At 61.1% G+C, this 17274-nt stretch carries 16 protein-coding genes and 1 pseudogene; 10 read left to right on the top strand and 7 right to left on the bottom strand.

Features of this window, described 5'->3' with window-relative positions; translation table 11 throughout:
• Nucleotides 1–161: 161 nt before the first annotated feature.
• From BF12_RS0110170 to BF12_RS0110155, 3 genes are all read left to right on the top strand, one after another.
• On the top strand, nucleotides 162–1952 hold the full coding sequence (locus tag BF12_RS0110170) for a sodium:solute symporter family transporter (protein WP_024952185.1): 1791 nt from the start codon (nucleotides 162–164) through the stop codon (nucleotides 1950–1952).
• 480 nt (nucleotides 1953–2432) lie between these two features.
• Nucleotides 2433–3125 (top strand): oligogalacturonate-specific porin KdgM family protein, encoded by a 693-nt coding sequence (locus BF12_RS0110160; protein ID WP_024952184.1) that lies wholly within the window; start codon nucleotides 2433–2435, stop codon nucleotides 3123–3125.
• A 126-nt stretch (nucleotides 3126–3251) separates the two neighbouring features.
• Complete coding sequence (locus BF12_RS0110155; RefSeq protein ID WP_024952183.1) at nucleotides 3252–4967, top strand: sodium:solute symporter family transporter; 1716 nt, start codon at nucleotides 3252–3254, stop codon at nucleotides 4965–4967.
• 48 nt (nucleotides 4968–5015) lie between these two features.
• Here BF12_RS0110155 and BF12_RS0110150 read toward each other — a convergent pair whose 3' ends face one another.
• Nucleotides 5016–6053, bottom strand: coding sequence for a LacI family DNA-binding transcriptional regulator (locus BF12_RS0110150; RefSeq protein ID WP_024952182.1), 1038 nt, complete (start codon nucleotides 6051–6053; stop codon nucleotides 5016–5018).
• Nucleotides 6054–6216: 163 nt separating this feature from the next.
• On the opposite strand from BF12_RS0110150, the gene ltnD reads away from it, so the two are divergent.
• The 7 genes from ltnD to BF12_RS0110120 all read left to right on the top strand — a co-directional run bounded on the left by ltnD (nucleotide 6217) and on the right by BF12_RS0110120 (nucleotide 12616).
• Entirely contained in the window at nucleotides 6217–7155 is a 939-nt protein-coding gene (ltnD, locus tag BF12_RS0110145; protein ID WP_024952181.1) for an L-threonate dehydrogenase, read from the top strand.
• Nucleotides 7155–8507 (top strand): 3-oxo-tetronate kinase, encoded by a 1353-nt coding sequence (gene otnK, locus BF12_RS0110140; RefSeq protein ID WP_024952180.1) that lies wholly within the window; start codon nucleotides 7155–7157, stop codon nucleotides 8505–8507. The genes ltnD and otnK overlap by 1 nt, the downstream gene beginning before the upstream one ends.
• Nucleotides 8504–9157, top strand: a complete 654-nt coding sequence (gene otnC / locus BF12_RS0110135) for a 3-oxo-tetronate 4-phosphate decarboxylase (protein ID WP_024952179.1) — start codon at nucleotides 8504–8506, stop codon at nucleotides 9155–9157. Before otnK ends, otnC begins: the two co-directional genes overlap by 4 nt.
• Nucleotides 9158–9195: 38 nt before the next feature.
• A complete protein-coding gene (otnI, locus tag BF12_RS0110130; protein ID WP_024952178.1) occupies nucleotides 9196–10008 on the top strand; it encodes a 2-oxo-tetronate isomerase in 813 nt (270 codons plus the stop codon).
• Between the two features lie 100 nt (nucleotides 10009–10108).
• Entirely contained in the window at nucleotides 10109–10360 is a 252-nt protein-coding gene (locus BF12_RS22810) for a hypothetical protein (protein WP_248623667.1), read from the top strand.
• The gene (denD, locus tag BF12_RS19590; protein WP_248623666.1) at nucleotides 10324–11103 is read left to right on the top strand and encodes a D-erythronate dehydrogenase; all 780 of its coding nucleotides are present in this window, start codon (nucleotides 10324–10326) and stop codon (nucleotides 11101–11103) included. The genes BF12_RS22810 and denD overlap by 37 nt, the downstream gene beginning before the upstream one ends.
• Before the next feature lie 136 nt (nucleotides 11104–11239).
• Nucleotides 11240–12616 (top strand): GntP family permease, encoded by a 1377-nt coding sequence (locus BF12_RS0110120; protein WP_024952177.1) that lies wholly within the window; start codon nucleotides 11240–11242, stop codon nucleotides 12614–12616.
• Nucleotides 12617–12816: 200 nt separating this feature from the next.
• Here BF12_RS0110120 and dkgB read toward each other — a convergent pair whose 3' ends face one another.
• The 6 genes and pseudogenes from dkgB to BF12_RS0110100 all read right to left on the bottom strand — a co-directional run bounded on the left by dkgB (nucleotide 12817) and on the right by BF12_RS0110100 (nucleotide 17085).
• A complete protein-coding gene (dkgB, locus tag BF12_RS0110115; protein ID WP_024952176.1) occupies nucleotides 12817–13623 on the bottom strand; it encodes a 2,5-didehydrogluconate reductase DkgB in 807 nt (268 codons plus the stop codon).
• 175 nt (nucleotides 13624–13798) lie between these two features.
• Entirely contained in the window at nucleotides 13799–14431 is a 633-nt protein-coding gene (locus BF12_RS19585; protein WP_248623665.1) for an MDR/zinc-dependent alcohol dehydrogenase-like family protein, read from the bottom strand.
• A 48-nt stretch (nucleotides 14432–14479) separates the two neighbouring features.
• Nucleotides 14480–14608 (bottom strand): annotated as a pseudogene (locus BF12_RS23700) (alcohol dehydrogenase catalytic domain-containing protein); the annotation flags it as partial.
• On the bottom strand, nucleotides 14548–14808 hold the full coding sequence (locus BF12_RS22015; protein ID WP_156941161.1) for a hypothetical protein: 261 nt from the start codon (nucleotides 14806–14808) through the stop codon (nucleotides 14548–14550). The gene BF12_RS22015 and the pseudogene BF12_RS23700, both read right to left, overlap by 61 nt.
• 73 nt (nucleotides 14809–14881) lie before the next feature.
• On the bottom strand, nucleotides 14882–15598 hold the full coding sequence (locus BF12_RS19580; RefSeq protein ID WP_211242426.1) for an LLM class flavin-dependent oxidoreductase: 717 nt from the start codon (nucleotides 15596–15598) through the stop codon (nucleotides 14882–14884).
• A 305-nt stretch (nucleotides 15599–15903) separates the two neighbouring features.
• Nucleotides 15904–17085, bottom strand: a complete 1182-nt coding sequence (locus BF12_RS0110100; RefSeq protein WP_024952175.1) for an MFS transporter — start codon at nucleotides 17083–17085, stop codon at nucleotides 15904–15906.
• Between the last annotated feature and the right edge of the window lie 189 nt (nucleotides 17086–17274).

Genomic DNA, 17274 nt, shown 5'->3' with positions numbered 1-17274 from the left:
GCGTTTTTCGGGCTTTTTATGAGATCGGTCCAATTATCACTTTTCAAGGATAACAGCACACGTTATCAGCCCACGGGCCCAAGGAAGGACTCGCGATAAACAGCGCACTACCGGGTGCGAAACAACAACGACAAGATTGAAAATGACAAGAGTGCAACGCCATGAACTTCGATCTGGATACTGCCGTCATCGGCATATATTTCCTCTTTCTGATCGCCATTGGGTGGCTATTCAGAACCTTTACTTCGACCACCAGTGATTACTTTCGCGGTGGTGGCAATATGCTGTGGTGGATGGTCGGTGCAACATCCTTCATGACGCAGTTCAGCGCCTGGACCTTCACGGGCGCAGCGGGCAAGGCCTATAACGATGGCTTTGCCGTTGCCATCATCTTCATGGCCAATGCCTTTGGCTATCTGATGAACTATCTCTATTTCGCGCCGCGCTTCCGGCAGCTTCGGGTCATTACCGTGATCCAGGCCATTCGCCAGCGTTTCGGTAGCGTCAATGAGCAGGTGTTCACCTGGTCGTCCATGCCTACCAGCATCATCAATGCGGGTATCTGGCTCAATGGCCTGGCTATCGTGACGTCGGGTCTATTCGGTTACGACATGGAAACCACCATCATCGTGACAGGACTGGTGGTGCTGTTCATGTCGGTGACAGGCGGTTCCTGGGCGGTGATTGCCTCTGATTACATGCAGATGGTCATCATCATGGCCGTCACTATTACCTGCGCCGTCGTGGCGATCATCAAGTCAGGTGGCCCGGCACATATCGTGCAGGACTTCCCGGTCGACTTCCTGATTGGCGGTGACATGAACTATCTGTCGCTGTTCGCCTTATGGGGTTTCTTCATCTTCGTGAAGCAGTTCAGCATCACCAACAACATGCTGAATTCCTATCGCTACCTGGCCGCGAAAGACTCGAAGAATGCGCGTAAGGCCGGCTTGCTGGCCTGTGTCCTGATGACGATGGGTCCTTTCATCTGGTTCATGCCGAGCTGGTTCATGGCCAGTGAAGGGATCGATCTGTTCGCGATGTATCCAGAGGCTGGCGCCAAGGCAGCGGATTTTGCCTACATGAGCTTCGTTAGCCTTTATATGCCTGCTGGCATGCTGGGGCTGCTGGTCGCAGCGATGTTTGCGGCCACCATGTCGTCGATGGATTCAGGCTTGAATCGCAACGCCGGGATCTTCGTCAAGAATTTCTACGAAGTCATCCTGCGTCCCAAGGCCTCAGAGAAAGAATTACTCCTGATGTCGCGCCTGTCTTCGACGGTCTTTGGCTTGGTGATCATTGGCTTTGCGCTCTTCATAAACTCCCTGAAGGGTCTGAGTCTCTTCGACGCCATGATGTACGTCGGTGCCTTGATTGGCTTGCCGATGACCATTCCCGGGTTGCTCGGCTTCTTCATTCGCAAGACACCGGACTGGGCCGCATGGGCGACCCTGGTCGTGGGGGGACTGGTCTCCTATCTGGTGGGCTTCGTGATGACACCGGACTTCGTCGTCAGCACCTTCGGCCTGGATTCTGACCTGACCTCTCGTGAATGGAGCGACACCAAGGTCGCCGTGGGCATCATGGCTCACACCGTGATCACCGCCGGTTTCTTCGCGCTGACCACGCTGTTCTATCGCGGGCTGTCCGAGGAGCGTGAAGCCGAGGTGGATACCTTCTTCACTAATCGCGATACGCCTGTGATCAGTGATGACGACGAGCACCGCAGCGTGGACAACCGTCAGCGCAACATTCTCGGCTATCTGATTCTGGTCGCGGGTCTGGGCGTGATGCTGATGTTCCTGGTGCCCAATCCCTTCTGGGGTCGCATGGTCTTCGTACTGTGTGGCGGCATCGTGGTCGCGATTGGTCTGCTGCTGATCACCTCTATCGACAAGACGCTCAGCGACAAGGCGTCGATTCGCAAGAAGACGCTAGTCAGCGAAAGTTGATCATTCTCTCACCCTGACAAGGCCGAGTATCAATACGCGGACACGTAATACTCGGCAATAAATGGTTCCTACGATGCTATCCGCTATACGGAGTCAAATAATGCAGTGAAACAACTTTATAACAATGAGCACTGGCGCCATCGTGCTTTCCACCACGGATAACTTTACCGATATCACGGTAAAGGATGATCTCGCCAAGATCTGGGCTGAGCGCAAGCTCGTGCTGCTACCTCCCGTGGTTTAAGCCGTTACGCGACAGGTCATGCGCTCGTATTCATTTTGCACGCCCGAGCTGTTCGGGCTGCACATGATCTCGAGTTGAATAAGACGTGTCGCAACATGAGCAGTTTTGGATCGATCCATTCTGACTCAAGCAAGTGTAGGCACTCACCGTGCATCGCTATGCCAAGCGTGCGTGACAGGAATGATGATGCCTGCAAGTCAATTGACTGACACTTTATAAAAACAATGAGGTTCGCCATGAAATACTATAACAATATCGCTCTCACCATTGCGGGCTTGATGCTTGCGACAAGTGCACAGGCCGTCACGCTGGATATTCGCCATGAATACAAGCACCACACCGACCAACATGGCACGCGTGTCAAAGTGAGTGATTCCATCGATAATTTCTATTATGGATTGGAAGCCAAATTCGCAGCGGATAAAGAAGATGATGGCTCACAATCTGCCATGGGTAATCTTGAGCGCGGTGACACTGAAATTGACTGGGGTTTCAAGTTCAATCTCGGCGAGAACTGGTATATCCAGCCGGGAATGCCGATTGCCTTTGGTGATAAAAAGAACACCATAAAACCCCAGCTGCGCATCGGCTATCGAGCCAGTAGCATTCCGCTGACGACAGCACTGCGTTATCGTCGCGAATATTCCAGTTATAGCGAAGATTCCAGCGATGATTATGAACAGAACAAGATCACTTTCACCATGTCGTACAAGGATGGAAAGAATAAATACTGGCTGGAAGCCAATTACCTGCGCAATGAAGATAAGGATATCTACAATAATACCCGTGAGAACTACGATTATATCCTGGGTGCGGGCCGTCGCATCGGGTCTTGGTTCCCGTATATGGAGTTTGCGGATGTAAGCTCCAGTTCCAGCTCTGACACTCGGCAGCTCAAGAGCCGTGTGGGCATCAAGTACTATTACTGAGAAGCAAGGCCTAGTGGCAGTGATGCGAGGCGTTCAATGGCGCTGACCTCAGACAGACGGGGTAGCGCCGTTGTTGTGCCCTCGGGATAGCCGGTAGCGATAGCACCATAGGAGAAAAGGAGTCTCATGACACAGCTGGACAAGGTGGCGCTGTTTTTCTCCATTGGGTTGATTCTGTTGACTATTGTGGTTTATCGCCGTCGTGCTGAAACGCCGGATGGCTTCATTCGTGGTAGTGGTAACGTGCCCTGGTGGATGGCAGGCAGTACTGCATTCATGACGCAATTTTCCGCATGGACGTTCACCGGGGCTGCCCAGAAAGCGTTCGAGAACGGTTTTTCCGTCTTGATGATTTTCTGGGGCAATGCGCTGGGCTTCCTGTTGGCGGCGCTGTATTTCGCGCCGCGCTTTAGGCGACTCAGAGTCAGTACCTACTCCGACATCATTGCGTTGCGCTACGGCAAGGCAACGCAATTGCTGTATGTCGTCAGTCAAATATTCCTGACGCTGATGACCGCATCGATCGGTCTCTATGGTGTCTCTCTCTTTTTAAGTGCGGTGTTGGGGCTTTCTGTCCTGACCATCGCCGTGATGATTGGTGGCATCATCATTGCCATCACTCTGGTCGGTGGCGTATGGATCGTCTCGGCCAACAATTTCATCCAGATGATGCAGCTGGCGGTGCTCACTTTGGTGATCGGTGGCTTCTGCATCAGTCTGCTGGTGAGTGATAACTTGCCACTGCCTGCGTTCGACAAGGCATTTTGGGTCGGCGGCAGTGATTACAGCGTCACCATCATGCTGGTGTGGTCGGCGGCGATGTTGATCAAACAGTTCATCAGCATCAACAATGCGACCTCCAGCTATCGCTTTCTCACCACGGCGGATGACAGTGGCGCCCGCAAGGCCGCGCTGTTGGCCTCTATCCTCTTCGTCGTTGGCCCCGTCACCTGGTTCCTGCCCCCGTGGTTGATGGGGGCGGCAGGTATCGATCTCGCAGCGCTGTATCCCCAGCTCGGCAAGGACGCCGCCAACGTCGCCTACGTCCACTTCATCATTCATTACTTGCCTTCAGGGGTGCTGGGGCTGGTGATTTCGGCAATGTTGGCGGTGACCATCGCGCCGATCACGACCGCCTTCAATCGCGATGCCGGGGTGATGATGCGTCTGGTCATGCCGCTGTTGAAGGAGTCGAGTGACATGGCGGCTCGACTCGTCACGATAGGGCGCGCCTTTGGTGTCATCCAGGGCATCATCGTGGTGGCGTTCGTGATTGGCCTCAGTCGCCTCGAAATGCTCAGCCTGTTCGATATCATGATCATGTTCGGTGTGTTGTTGCAGATGCCATTGGCGCTGCCTGCACTGATGGTGCTGTTCAATACTCGTGCGCCGGACTGGGCAGGCTGGGGGAGTGTACTGGTAGGTATCAGCGTGACCACCGGCAGCTATCTATGGCTGGATGCCGATGCGCTACAGCAATTGCCGGGACTGGGGAGCTTTCCCGCTCGGCAGCTGGTGGACATCAGGCTGGCACTCGCGCTGGTCATCCAGATTGTCAGCGTCGTTGGCTTCCTGTTCCTCGCCCGCTACCTTTACGCCCCCGGGCGCTCGCTCAGGCGAGGGGAAGAACTGTCCCGATTCTTCCGCAATCTGTGCCGGCCCGTGATCACGGACGACCAGGCCATTGAGCGTAGCCGAGCCCCCAGCATGCCGGCCCGACTGCTGTGGGTCGCTGCCGTATTATCTCTGGCGCTGGCCATCTTTTCTTCAAGTCTTGCAGGGGCGGCGTTCTTTGTCTGTGTCGCGGCGGGGCAGCTGGTGATGGCGCAACTGATGCGTTGACGCCTGGCTCATCAGAGGCTCAGAAGTCGCTCAAGCAAGTACTGGCAGTCAAGTACTGCCGCCGACTCTCAGCGTGAATCCCAGGTCGTGACTCAGCTCACCCACGGGCTCGCCTTGGATGCGTGCCAGCAATTTGCGCGCGGCTACACGGCCTATCTGCTCGCGTGGCGAGATGATGGTAGTGAGCTGCGGCGTGACGTGCTCGCCGATGGGCAAGCCATTGAAGCCGGCGATGGCGATGTCATCCGGTATTCGAATCCCGAGCCGGCTGGCGGCGAGAATCGCGCCACAGGCCATGTCGTCATTGGCAAAGTGGATGGCATCACACTCGAGGTGCTGATCACGAATGCGCTCGAGCGCCTGCGCACCGCTGGTCATCTGCTGACGCACGGGCAGGTCGAGCAGGGGAGCCTCCTCGATACCGGCGGCGGCCAGCGCCTCGCGATGCCCGGTGTAGCGCATCGCCGCGCGATAGTCGCGGTCGAGTTCGGCACCGGCAAAGTGAATGTCACGATAGCCGCGTGCCAGCAGGTGCTCGGTCATGGTGCGTCCGGCGGCGACATGATCCATTCCCACATTCAGATCCAATCCTTCCCCCAGCTCCATGATCTCCACGATCGGCTGATTCCAGTGCTCGAGTATCTGGCGCGTCGCAGCGTCATGGCGCAGACCCGTCACCACCAGGCCCGCGGCTGACCAGCCCAGGAAGGTACGAATCAGCTGCGTCTCACGGGCCAGGTCATAGTCCGTCTTGCCCAACAGCATCTGATAGCCGTGTGCCTCGAACTCATCCTGCAGGCCCTTGATAACGTCGATGAACACCACGTTGGACAGTGAGGGCACGATGACAGGAATCACGCGACTGGTGGCCGAGGCCAGGCTGCCGGCAATCAGGTTGCGCACGTACCCGACCTTCTCGATGGCCGCCTCGACCTTGAGGCGTGTCGCCTCGCGCACGCTGTCGGGACTGTTGAAGTAGCGCGAGACGGTGATCGACGAGACACCGGCTTCCCGGGCCACATCATTCAGGGTCGGCTGCATGGCACCCTTGCGGCTGCGTCGGGATGATTCTGATTGATTAGACATTTGTCGCGTTTTCTCATCTGCCGCTTGTCGTGGCTTGGAGCCTAATCTATTAATGATGTTAGCGCTAACATGATAGCGCTAACATTCGTGGAAGTGCAGATCGATGTCGCTGAAAGAGGCCGCCTTGATCGTCACTTGGAACAGGTTCAGCGGGAGACGCCAGATGACAGCAGTAACGACTTCACCAGTGATTGGCCTTGTCGGCCTCGGCGCGATGGGAATGGGCAGTGCGCGCGCCATGCTGGAAGCAGGCCTGGACGTGATCGGCTGTGATATCTCGCCTGGTGCCTGTCAGGCGTTTGACGCGGCAGGGGGGCGCACGGTGGCCTCGCCGCTGGAACTGGCGGCCGAGTGTCAGGTGGTGGTGCTGGTGGTGGTGAATGCCGATCAGGTCGAGCAGGTGCTGTTCGGAGCCCAGGGCGAGGGGGGGCTGGCCGAGCGACTCGCGCCGGGTAGCCTGGTAATCCAGTGCGCCACCGTGGCGCCGAGCTTCGCGCGTGAACTGGAAACCCGCCTGAATGGCATGCAGCTGGAGCTGCTCGACGCCCCGATCAGCGGCGGTGCCGTCAAGGCACGCAGTGGTGAGCTGTCCGTGATGTCCTCCGGCAGCGACGCGGCTTACGTCAAGGCGGAACGCGTGCTGGCGGCGATGGCAGCCAATGTCTATCGGCTGGGCGACGTCGCCGGCCCGGGCTCGAGCGTCAAGCTGGTCAACCAGCATCTCGCCGGCGTGCACATCGCGGCGGCGGCCGAAGCCATGGCGCTGGGCATGAGCATGGGGATCGACCCCGACACCCTGTATGACGTCATCACCCATTCCGCGGGCAATTCCTGGATGTTCGAGAATCGCGTGCCGCACATCCTCAAGGGCGATTACACGCCGCTGTCGGCCGTCGACATCTTCGTCAAGGACCTGAACATCGTGCACAGCACCGGGCGCGAGCTGAAGCTTGCCATGCCGGTGGCCGGCAGCGCATTGCAGCAGTTCACCGCTGCCAGTGGCGCCGGTTTCGGTCGCGAGGATGACTCGGCTGTCATCAAGGTCTATCAGCGACTCGGCAGCTTCAACCTGCCTGCCGCGAATGACGAAGGAGGCCAATGATGCCGATCGTACTTGGCGGTATTGCCGACGACTTCACCGGCGCGACGGATCTTGCCAACAACCTGGTACGGGCCGGCATGCGCACCGTGCAGGTGATTGGCGTGCCGCAGGAGACGCTGCAGGAAGGGACCGCGAACGCGCTGGATCTCACCGATGTCGACGCCGTGGTCATCGCGCTCAAGTCGCGCAGCTGCCCGGTGGATCAGGCCATCAGTGAATCGCTGGCGGCACTTGAATGGCTGAAAGCCCAGGGGGCTCGCCAGCTGTTCTTCAAGTACTGCTCGACATTCGATTCCACGCCGGAGGGCAATATCGGCCCGGTCGCCGATGCGCTGCTGGAGGCGCTGGACAGCACACAGACCGCCTTCGTGCCGGCGTTCCCCATCAACGGGCGCAGTGTCTACCAGGGGCATCTGTTCGTGGGTGACCGTCTGCTCAATGACAGCGGCATGCAGCATCACCCCCTCAACCCGATGACCGATGCCGACATCGTGCGCGTGCTGTCACGCCAGACCCCTCATGGTGTGGGGCTGCTCAACCACGCCACGTTGAGTGAGGGAGCGCAGGCCGCTGGTGAGCGACTTGCCACGCTGAAGGCGCAAGGAGTGCGTCATGTGGTCTGTGACAGCCTCGACGAGCAGGATCTCGAGGTACTGGCTGAAGCGCTGGTGGAGCACGCGCTGGTCACCGGTGGCTCTGGCCTCGCGCAGGCCTTGCCTGCCCAGTACCGCCGCAAGGGCTGGCTTGCGCAGATCGATGATGCGGCGGTGCTGGCCCCGGCGCAGGGCGCCGCGATGGTGCTGTCCGGCAGTTGCTCGCGCATGACGCTCAAGCAGGTGGCGCACTTCACCCAGCAGCATGCCGCCTTCGCGCTGGACCCCGTCAAGCTCAACGCGAGCGATGCCCACTTCGAGGCGGCACTCGACTTCGCCCGTGAGCAACTGGCGGCGGCGGACCCCCGGCCATTTCTGATCTACGCCTCTGCCGAGCCGGAAGGCGTCAAGGCGGCGCAGGCGTCACTGGGCGTCAAGCAGGCCGGCGAGCTCATCGAGTGCGTGCTGGCCAGTCTGGCCAGCACGCTGGTGAGCGAAGGGGTCGGTCGCCTGCTGGTGGCGGGGGGAGAAACCTCCGGCGCGGTGGTCTCGGCACTCGACATCCGTGAGCTGCGCATCGGCGGCCAGATCGACCCCGGCGTGCCCTGGACACAGGCACCGCACCCGGCCGCCGGCCCCTCGCAGCCGGAGGCGATGCTCTCGCTGACCCTCAAGTCCGGCAATTTCGGCGGCGAAGACTTCTTTACCCGGGCATTCGATGTGCTGGATGCCATGAATCCTCGCGAGGAGACCGCATGAGTCAGTCACGGCACGACATCAACGTGTTGCGCGAGCAGATCGCCACCTACGGCAAGTCACTGTTCGACCGCGGCCTGACCATGGGCTCCAGCGGCAACATCAGCCAGCGGCTGGACGACGGTGGCTGGTTGATGACGCCGACCAATGCCTGTCTGGGGCGCCTGGACCCGGCGCGCATCTCGCGTCTCGACGCCCAGGGCGTATTGATCGATGGCGACGCGCCGACCAAGGAGCACTTCCTGCACCGCGCCATGTATGACGAGCGCCCGCAGTCGGGTGCCATCGTCCACTTGCATTCGACTCACTCGGTGGCGGTGTCCTGCCTGCCGGACGTGAATCCCTGCGAGTGCATTCCCCCGCTGACGGCCTATTACGTGATGCGGGTCGGCAAGCTGCCGCTGGTGCCTTACTACATGCCGGGCGACCCCGCGCTGGGCGATGCCGTGCGTGGCCTAGCCGGCAAGCATTGCGCCGTGCTGCTGGCCAATCATGGCCCGGTGGTGGCCGGCAAGACCCTGGAAGCGGCGGTCTATGCCACGGAAGAGCTTGAGGAAACCGCCAAGCTGTTCCTGCTGCTGCAGGGCAAGAATCCGCGTGGGCTGAGCCCGGAACAGGTGGCGGAACTCGAAGCCAAGTTCGGCCGCCCCTGAGTGATGACCTCTTCGTCTGTGAATTCCAAGGATCTGACATGACCCGATTGGCCGCCAATCTCAGCATGCTGTTCACCGAGCATGACTTTCTTGATCGCTTCGCGGCTGCGGCCGACAGCGGTTTTCGCGGGGTCGAATATCTCTTCCCCTATGCCTATTCCCCGGAAGAACTGCGCGCAAGGCTCGATGAACACCAGTTGTCGCAGGTGCTGTTCAATCTGCCCCCGGGCGACTGGGAGGCCGGTGAGCGCGGCCTGACCTGTCTGCCGGGGCGCGAGGAGGAGTTTCGGGCCTCGGTGGCCGAGGCGATCCGCTATGCCGAAGCGCTCGACTGTCCGCGCGTGCATGCCATGGCGGGGTTGGTGCCACAAGGCGCGGATGATGCGACACGTGCCCGTTATACCGAGACCTACCTCAGCAACCTGCGTTACGCCGCTGCCGAGCTTGCCAAGGTCGGCAAGACACTGCTGATCGAACCGATCAACCCGCGCGACATGCCCGGCTTCTATCTGAGTGGCCAGGCGCAGGCACGCGAGATTCTCGCCCGGGTTGGCGCCGCCAACCTCAAGGTGCAGTTCGATCTCTACCACTGCCAGATCGTCGAGGGTGACTTGATCCGCAATCTGGAAGCGCAGTTCGCACACATGGGCCATGTGCAGATCGCCGGCGTGCCGGACCGTCACGAGCCGGACGTGGGGGAAGTGCACTATCCGGCGCTGTTCGCCCGGCTGGAAAGCCTGGGCTACGACGGCTGGATCGGCTGTGAATATCGTCCACGCGGTGAGACGCGCGCAGGCCTCGGCTGGGGACAGGCTTTCGGGCTCAACGACGGCCTGTCCGGCACCGCCTGATCATCAGGCAAGGCAGCAACAACGCCGATAACGCCAACAACCATAACAACGACAATACGCCATGGGCCGTCATGCCGACGGCTGGCAAGGAGTCCACACGATGCACGTCATGATTACCGGCGCCGCCGGATTTCTCGGCCAACGCCTGACTCAAGCCTTGATCGACAAGGGCAGCTTGAACGGCCAGCCATTGTCACGCCTGACCCTGCTGGATCAGATCGAGGCGCCACGTCCCGAGGCGGCTTCATGCCTGGCAGTCGAACCGGCCACCTCGCTGGATATCGAGATCGTGGCTGGCGATATCGCCGATGCGAGGTGCTTGATCGCTGTCTGGCCGGTGAGCCTGCGGTGATCTATCACCTGGCAGCCGTGGTCAGCTCCGCCGCGGAAGCGGATCTGGCACTCGGCATGCGCGTCAATTTCGATGCGACTCGATTGCTGCTGGAAGGCTGCGCGACACGGGGGCTGAACGGGACTCGGCTGGTGATGGCCAGTTCGGTGGCGGCCTATGGTGGCGATCTGCCCGAGACACTGAGCGACATGACCGCGCTGGTACCGCAGAACTCCTACGGCACCCAGAAGGCGATGTCGGAACTGCTGATCAATGACTACAGCCGCCGCGGGCTGGTGGATGGCTGCGTGCTGCGCTTGCCGACCATCATCGTGCGTCCGGGACGGCCCAATGCTGCAGCCTCAAGCTTCGCCTCCTCAATCCTGCGCGAACCGCTCAATGGCGAAACCGCCATCTGCCCGGTACCGACAGAGCTTGAGATGTTCGTGATGTCGCCGCGTCGCGTGGTCGCGGCCCTGATTCAGGGCGCGGAAGTGCCGGCGGCTGATTTCGGCCTCTCGCGCTGCTTCATGCTGCCGGGCATCACCGTCAGCGTCGCCGAGATGCTGCAGGCGCTGAAAGACATCGCCGGTCAGCAGGCATTGGACCTGGTACGCCATGAGCCTGATGCCCGCATTGCCGCCATCGTCGGCAGTTGGCCGGCTCGCTTTGATTCCCGCAAGGCAAGTGCGCTGGGATTTGCGGGAGATGCTGATCTTGCCGAGATAATCCACGCCTACCAGGAGGAATGTGTCCCGAGCTAGCCATTCCTTTCAGCCAGGCAGTGTCAGCAATGATTCGAAAGTGACTGCAGTTGATGCAACTTGACGCCAAGCCACCTCAAGAGCAGGCAGCGTCGCCGTTACGCCACACAATAACAATCTACAGGAGTATCATCCCATGACAGACGCCGCCGTCGCGGGGCCACAGGTTATCATCGGCCTGGGCATCGCCATCTTCGTAATGATCTATCTGGTACTGAAAACCCGCGTGCATGCCTTGTTGGCATTGATCATCGCGGCATCTCTTGCAGGTCTCATCGGCGGTATGCCGCCCAACGAGGTCATCAGTGCCATCACCACCGGTTTCGGCAAGACGCTTTCCACCATCGGTCTCGTGATCGGCTTCGGGGTGATGATGGGGCGGGTGCTGGAGGTGACCGGTGCCGGACAGCGCATGGCCTACGCCATCCTCAATCTGCTGGGCAAGAACAAGGAAGAGGCCGCGATGGCGCTGACGGGCTACATCGTCTCCATTCCGATCTTCTGTGATTCGGCCTACGTCATCCTCAATCCGCTGGTGCGTTCACTGGCGCGCAACAGCGGGCGTTCGGTGATCGGTCTGGGCATCGCGCTGGCAGCTGGCTTGATCATCACCCACTCAAGCGTGCCGCCGACCCCGGGCCCGCTGGGCGTGGCCGGTATCTTCGGTGTCGATATCGGTCTGATGATCGGCTGGGGTCTGGTGATTACCGCTCCTGCGCTGATCGCACTTGTCATCTATGCCCGCATCATGGGCCCGCGTATCGAAGCGATGCTGGAAGCTCTGCCGGGTGGCTTTGAAGGCAGCGTGAAGCACGATACCGACAGCATGATGCCGGAATCGGAATTGCCTTCTCTGTTGATGTCCTGCATGCCGATCGGCTTGCCGATAGCGCTGATCTTCCTCAATACCCTGATCGGGGCCGTGATGGGGGATGCCTCCAATGCGCTGACCAATACTGTCGCATTCATCGGTAACCCGGTGATTGCCGTAGGTCTCGGGGTGCTGGTCGCCATTTACGGCCTGATGCCGAAGACCCCCAAGCAGGAAGTCTTCGATCATCTGGAAAAGGGCGTCGAGACGGCGGGGATCATCCTGCTGGTCACCGGTGCCGGTGGTGCCTTGGGCTCGGTACTGCGCGCCAGTGGTGGCGGCGATTACATCGCCATGCAGGTCGCGGCACTGGGGCTGCAGCCGCTGTTGATTCCGTTCATCATCGCAACGCTGGTGCGCTTCATCCAGGGGAGCGGCACGGTGTCGATGATTACCGCAGCCTCTATCTCCGCGCCTATCCTGATGGGCATGCCGGACGTCAACATGGTGCTGGCCGCGCAGGCCGCCTGTATCGGCGCGATGTTCTTCAGCTACTTCAATGACAGCTATTTCTGGGTCGTCAATCGCATGCTCGGCGTCAAGAGCACCAAGCATCAGATGCTGGTGCTGACTCTGCCGACGACACTCGCCTGGGCCATTTCCATCATCACGCTGTTGCTGCTCAACGCTATCGTCGGCTGAGACAGCAAAGACAGCCTGCTGCACCGCCGCGCCCCGGTACGTAGCATATCCGCCGAGTCTGGCGGCTGGATGACTGATGGATTGCCGGGCTCGGCGATTGAAGCCTGTCTGCCAGTATCCTTGGACAGCAATGCAAAAGGCCTCCCGAGGGAGGCCTTTTCATTTCTCTGACGTGGCATCAGGCGCAGGCCTGACGGTCATCAGTCCCAGTCAGGGGCGAAGTCCGGGTTGGCGATGCGCTCACCGCGATCCAGCTCGGCAATCTTCGCCATGTCTTCACCGGTCAGTGACATGGAGAAGGCCTCGAAGTTGCTCTTGATGTTCTTCGCCTTGGTGGAGGACGGGAAGGTGACGATGTCCTGCATCTTGAGCCATGCCAGGGCGATCTGCGCCGGGCTGGCGTCATGACGTTCGGCGATGGCCTTGAGGGTGTCATCGTCCATCACCTTGCCGACTGCCAGCGGCATGAAGGCAGTGACTTCGATGCCCAGCTCGTGGCACTTGTCGATCACCTTGCGATTTTGCATGAACGGATGGACCTCGACCTGGTTGGTGAGCAGCTCGTCACGCCCCACGATGCCCACGGCACGTTCCAGCTGTTCGCAGGTGAAGTTGGACACCCCGATGTGGCGCGCCTTGCCCGCTGCCTTCAGCTTGGCCAGTACCGGCAGATAATCTTCCATCGGCACTTCATCATTCGGCGACGGCCAATGGATGAGCAGCAGGTCGATGTTATCGGTCTGCAGGCGTTCCAGGCTCTCCTCGACACTCTTCTCCATGTCACCCGGCACCAGGCGGTCGTGCCAGATCTTGGTGGTGATGAAGAGCTCTTCGCGCGGCACCTTGCTGTCGGCGATGATCTGTCCGACTTCCGCTTCGTTGCCATAGAACTGGGCGGTATCGATGTGGCGATAGCCGGTTTCCAGTGCGGTATTCAGGCTGTCACGCAGCGTCTCGCCCTCGAGACGGAAGGTGCCAAAGCCGGGATTCGGTAGGGTAGTCGACATGCAATAACTCCTGTTGAGCGCGCCCGGTGTCTGGTGCAGTGAAGGGCGCGTATCCATGTGTGTTCCCCTCATGTCTGGGGCTTGATCAGCGACACGACAACCACGCGACGTTGCATCAGTCCTGTGCCACTGTCGCAACAATCGCACCCAGGCCGCGTGCCTTCTGCCTTTCAGCTCATTCGTTGGCCGTGATCACGAATTTCAGCGCTCGGCGTTCGCCACGCTTCAGCTCGGCAAGGTAGGCTGGCAGCGCCGTGAATGATTCGATGCAGGGCGCCGGCTGGTTCAGGGTGCCATCGGCGATCGCTTCCAGAAGACCTTCCCCCGCCGCGACCAAGCGTGCCCAGTCCTCATCATCACCTGCCCAGTGCAGTGCCCCGAGTGCGACTTCGTGTTGCGAGATGGCGCGATCGAAGGCCGGCGCGGCCGCCTGCTCCAGACGGTCCTGGATACAGACGATATGGCCGTTGGCCCCCAGGTGGCGGGTCATCTTGCGGGCGTGATCCCCATTGATGGTATCGATCACGGCGTAGACCGGGGCGTCCAGCTGCTCGGCGTCCGTCAGGGTCTCGTCGGCGCCCAGCGCCTTGAGGTCCGCGTGGCGCTTCTCGGAGGCGACGGCGATGACGTGGAAGTCGCGCTGTCGGGCCAGCTGGATCAGCCAGCGGCCCACGCTGCCGGAGGCACCGGTGATCAGCAGGCGTCGACCGGCCTTGACGGGCAGCTTCTCGATGGCGAGCCATGCGGTCAGCGCCGGGCAGGGGAAGGCGGCGGCGTCATTGAAGCCCAGGGTAACGGGCAGGCGCATCACGGCCCGCGCCGGGACCCGCAGACGCTTGCTGAAGGTACCCGGCCCCGCCAGGGTGGTGTGGACCGCGATGCGATCTCCCGGGGAGACGTGGGTGACATTTGCCCCGCAGGCGATCACCTCACCCGAGGCATCGACCCCGGGAATCTGACCGGCTTGCCACAGCTCGCTGTCCATCGCCATGAACTTCCAGTCGACGGGATTGAGGCCGATGCACGCGTGGCGACCAGTACCTCGTCGTCTCCCGGTGCGCCGATGTCCACCTCTGTCTGCTCGAGCGCCTCAGGCTCTCCCGGCCCCTGCCATGCCCAGGCGGGGGCTCGGGTGGTGCCGTGACGGATGTCTTGCGGGGTGGTGGTTTCCGTGGAATCTGACATGGGGTCTCCTTCAAGCGTGAACGGTGAATCCTTTCCGCCATGGTGGGGGCAGGTCAGTGCGACCCGTCAGCCCTCATGAAAAGTGCGGAAGCACCTCACGGCCCAGTTCCTCGAGGGTTTCCGTGAGCGGGCGGCGATTGCGACGCAGATGGAAGCCGATGTGATTCACCCCGGCATCCTGCATGGCTGACAGTTCTTCCATGAGGGCAAGGCGGCCACTCGACAACCCGAAGCGATGACGACGCACCGGGGCGTGCGGGTCGTCTTCCAGATTGAGGTGGATGAAACTGACGTAGGGCTTGTCGCCGGCGACCTGACGCCAGAGCGCCACGCGACGGATGTGATCCTGGGGCGTGCCCGGGTAGGCCAGCCAGCCGTCCATCTCGCGACCGATCCACTCTGGCGTCTGCTGAGAGAGCCCAGCGCTCAACAGCGGCGGACGCGTTGCGGCAGGCAGGATGGCCTGACCGTCGCTCAGGGCGTCGTCCGCCTGGCCCTTGATGACGTCCACCGCGTGGCGGAAGGCGGCACCGCGGGTGGTGAACTCCTCACCGAACAGCGGGTATTCCGCCGGTCGGTCGCCACTGGCGACGCCCAGCAGCAGGCGGTCTCCGCTCAGGGCCTGCACGCTGGCGGCCGCCTTTTTCACCAGCCACGGCTGGCGCAGCGGTAGCACCGCGGCGGCAGTGCCCAGCAGCAGGTTGTCGGTGTGACTGGCCAGATAGCCCAGATAGGTGAACAGCTCGAAGACCTGGCCGGCATCGCCGAAGGCGGGGTCGAATAGCGGCACGTCACGCAGCCAGGCGGCGCGGAAGCGAGTCTGTCGACCTGGCCGATCAGCTCGGCATGGGCGCGCATGTCAGGGACGCCGAAGGGTGTGGAGGGGGCTCTGTCAGTCCGCACCCAGTCATTGTCCAGGGGCAGTTCGACGCCGAGGGTCAGGGGGCCCTGGGTGAGGCGATCCAGCGGGCGGGTCGGGGAGATCATGGTGGACTCCTTCAGCAAGCAGGTGGGTAGACGACGGTGCCCCCGAGCCAGCAGGCTGAGCTGTCGGAATCGGGGGCACGTCGTGATGGCGGTAGGCTGCAGGGCGGATCAGGCGGTCGCGATGGAAGACGCGTGACGCTTGTCGAGGCGACCGGCCAGCAGGGTCAGCAGCAGGGCGGCGGTGACGATCAGCGCGCCGATCCAGGCGGTGTCGGTCAGTGCCATCCCGGAGACCACCTGGCCGCCGACGATGGAGCCCAGCGCGATGCCGATGTTGAAGGCCGCGATGTTGAGGCCGGAGGCCACGTCAACGGCCTGCGGCACGAAGCGTTCGGCCTGCTGCACGACGTAGACCTGCAGTCCCGGCACGTTGCCGAAGGCGAAGGCACCCCAGATCAGGATGGTGATCACGGCCGTGATCGGGTTGGCGGCAGTGAAGGTCAGCACGCCGAGGATGACGATCAGGCCACCGAAGATCAGGGTCAGGGCGCGAATCGGGCCCATGCGGTCAGCCAGCTTGCCGCCCTGGATGTTGCCGATGGCCACCGAGACGCCGTAGACCAGCATGATCAGACTGATGGCGCCTTCATTGAAGCCACTGACGTCCTGCAGCAGCGGGGCCAGATAGGTGAAGGCCGTGAAGGTGCCGCCGTAGCCGAGAATGGTGATCAGGTAGACCAGCAGCAGGCGCGGATGGGTCAGCACCTTGAGCTGTTGGGCGAAGGTGGCCGGTACGTTCTTCTTGAGATTGTTGGGCACCAGGATGGCGCTGCCGATCAATGCCAGCACGCCGAGCACCGAGACCACGAGGAAGGTGGCGCGCCAGCCGAAGTGCTGACCGATCCAGGTGCCCAGCGGCACGCCGGTGACCAGTGCCACGGTCAGGCCGGTGAACATGATGGCGATCGCACTGGCTTCCTTGTCCTTGCTCACCAGGCTTGTCGCGATGGTGGAACCGATGGAGAAGAACACTCCGTGGGCGAGGCCAGTCAGGATGCGCGCCGTGATCAGCGAGCTGTAGCTGGGTGCCTGCCAGGCCAGCAGGTTGCCGGCGATGAACAGCGCCATCAGTCCCAGCAGCACCAGCTTGCGATTGAAGCGGCCGGTCAGGGCGGTCAGCACGGGGGCACCGATGGCGACACCGACGGCATACAGGCTGACCAGCAGGCCAGCGGAAGGCAGAGAGACGCTCAGGTCCTGAGCGATGGTGGGCACCAGTCCGACGATCACGAATTCGGTGGTCCCGATGGCAAAGGCGCTCAACGTCAGCGCCAGCAGGGCAAGAGGCATGGCAGTTCTCCATCAGCAATGGGTGGGTCTTGGATGCTGTGCAGTCTGCCGTGAGATACCTTTGTGATAAACGCACGAAATTATGAAAGACTTTTGCAGTTTTCGTAAAGATGCCCGGTGTAGGCGTCATTCTTCCCCAGCGCGCGCCGTGCGTGCGTGTCACGGTCCGTCTCCCATCTCCCATCTCCC

It is taken from the genome of Cobetia crustatorum, assembly GCF_000591415.1.
GTDB classification, from domain to species: domain Bacteria; phylum Pseudomonadota; class Gammaproteobacteria; order Pseudomonadales; family Halomonadaceae; genus Cobetia; species Cobetia crustatorum.
Note: the sequence above shows the minus strand (reverse complement) of the source record. Positions and strands in the feature narration are given on the sequence as shown.

Coding starts and splice junctions, on each gene's coding strand:
- BF12_RS0110170 (WP_024952185.1), top strand. CDS start 162: ATGAACTTCGATCTGGATACTGCCGTCATCGGCATATATTTCCTCTTT.
- BF12_RS22810 (WP_248623667.1), top strand. CDS start 10,109: ATGCACGTCATGATTACCGGCGCCGCCGGATTTCTCGGCCAACGCCTG.
- otnC (WP_024952179.1), top strand. CDS start 8,504: ATGAGTCAGTCACGGCACGACATCAACGTGTTGCGCGAGCAGATCGCC.
- BF12_RS19585 (WP_248623665.1), bottom strand. CDS start 14,431: ATGCGCCTGCCCGTTACCCTGGGCTTCAATGACGCCGCCGCCTTCCCC.
- BF12_RS0110100 (WP_024952175.1), bottom strand. CDS start 17,085: ATGCCTCTTGCCCTGCTGGCGCTGACGTTGAGCGCCTTTGCCATCGGG.
- BF12_RS0110120 (WP_024952177.1), top strand. CDS start 11,240: ATGACAGACGCCGCCGTCGCGGGGCCACAGGTTATCATCGGCCTGGGC.
- otnK (WP_024952180.1), top strand. CDS start 7,155: ATGCCGATCGTACTTGGCGGTATTGCCGACGACTTCACCGGCGCGACG.
- BF12_RS22015 (WP_156941161.1), bottom strand. CDS start 14,808: ATGTCAGATTCCACGGAAACCACCACCCCGCAAGACATCCGTCACGGC.
- otnI (WP_024952178.1), top strand. CDS start 9,196: ATGACCCGATTGGCCGCCAATCTCAGCATGCTGTTCACCGAGCATGAC.
- BF12_RS0110150 (WP_024952182.1), bottom strand. CDS start 6,053: ATGTCTAATCAATCAGAATCATCCCGACGCAGCCGCAAGGGTGCCATG.
- dkgB (WP_024952176.1), bottom strand. CDS start 13,623: ATGTCGACTACCCTACCGAATCCCGGCTTTGGCACCTTCCGTCTCGAG.
- ltnD (WP_024952181.1), top strand. CDS start 6,217: ATGACAGCAGTAACGACTTCACCAGTGATTGGCCTTGTCGGCCTCGGC.
- BF12_RS0110155 (WP_024952183.1), top strand. CDS start 3,252: ATGACACAGCTGGACAAGGTGGCGCTGTTTTTCTCCATTGGGTTGATT.
- BF12_RS0110160 (WP_024952184.1), top strand. CDS start 2,433: ATGAAATACTATAACAATATCGCTCTCACCATTGCGGGCTTGATGCTT.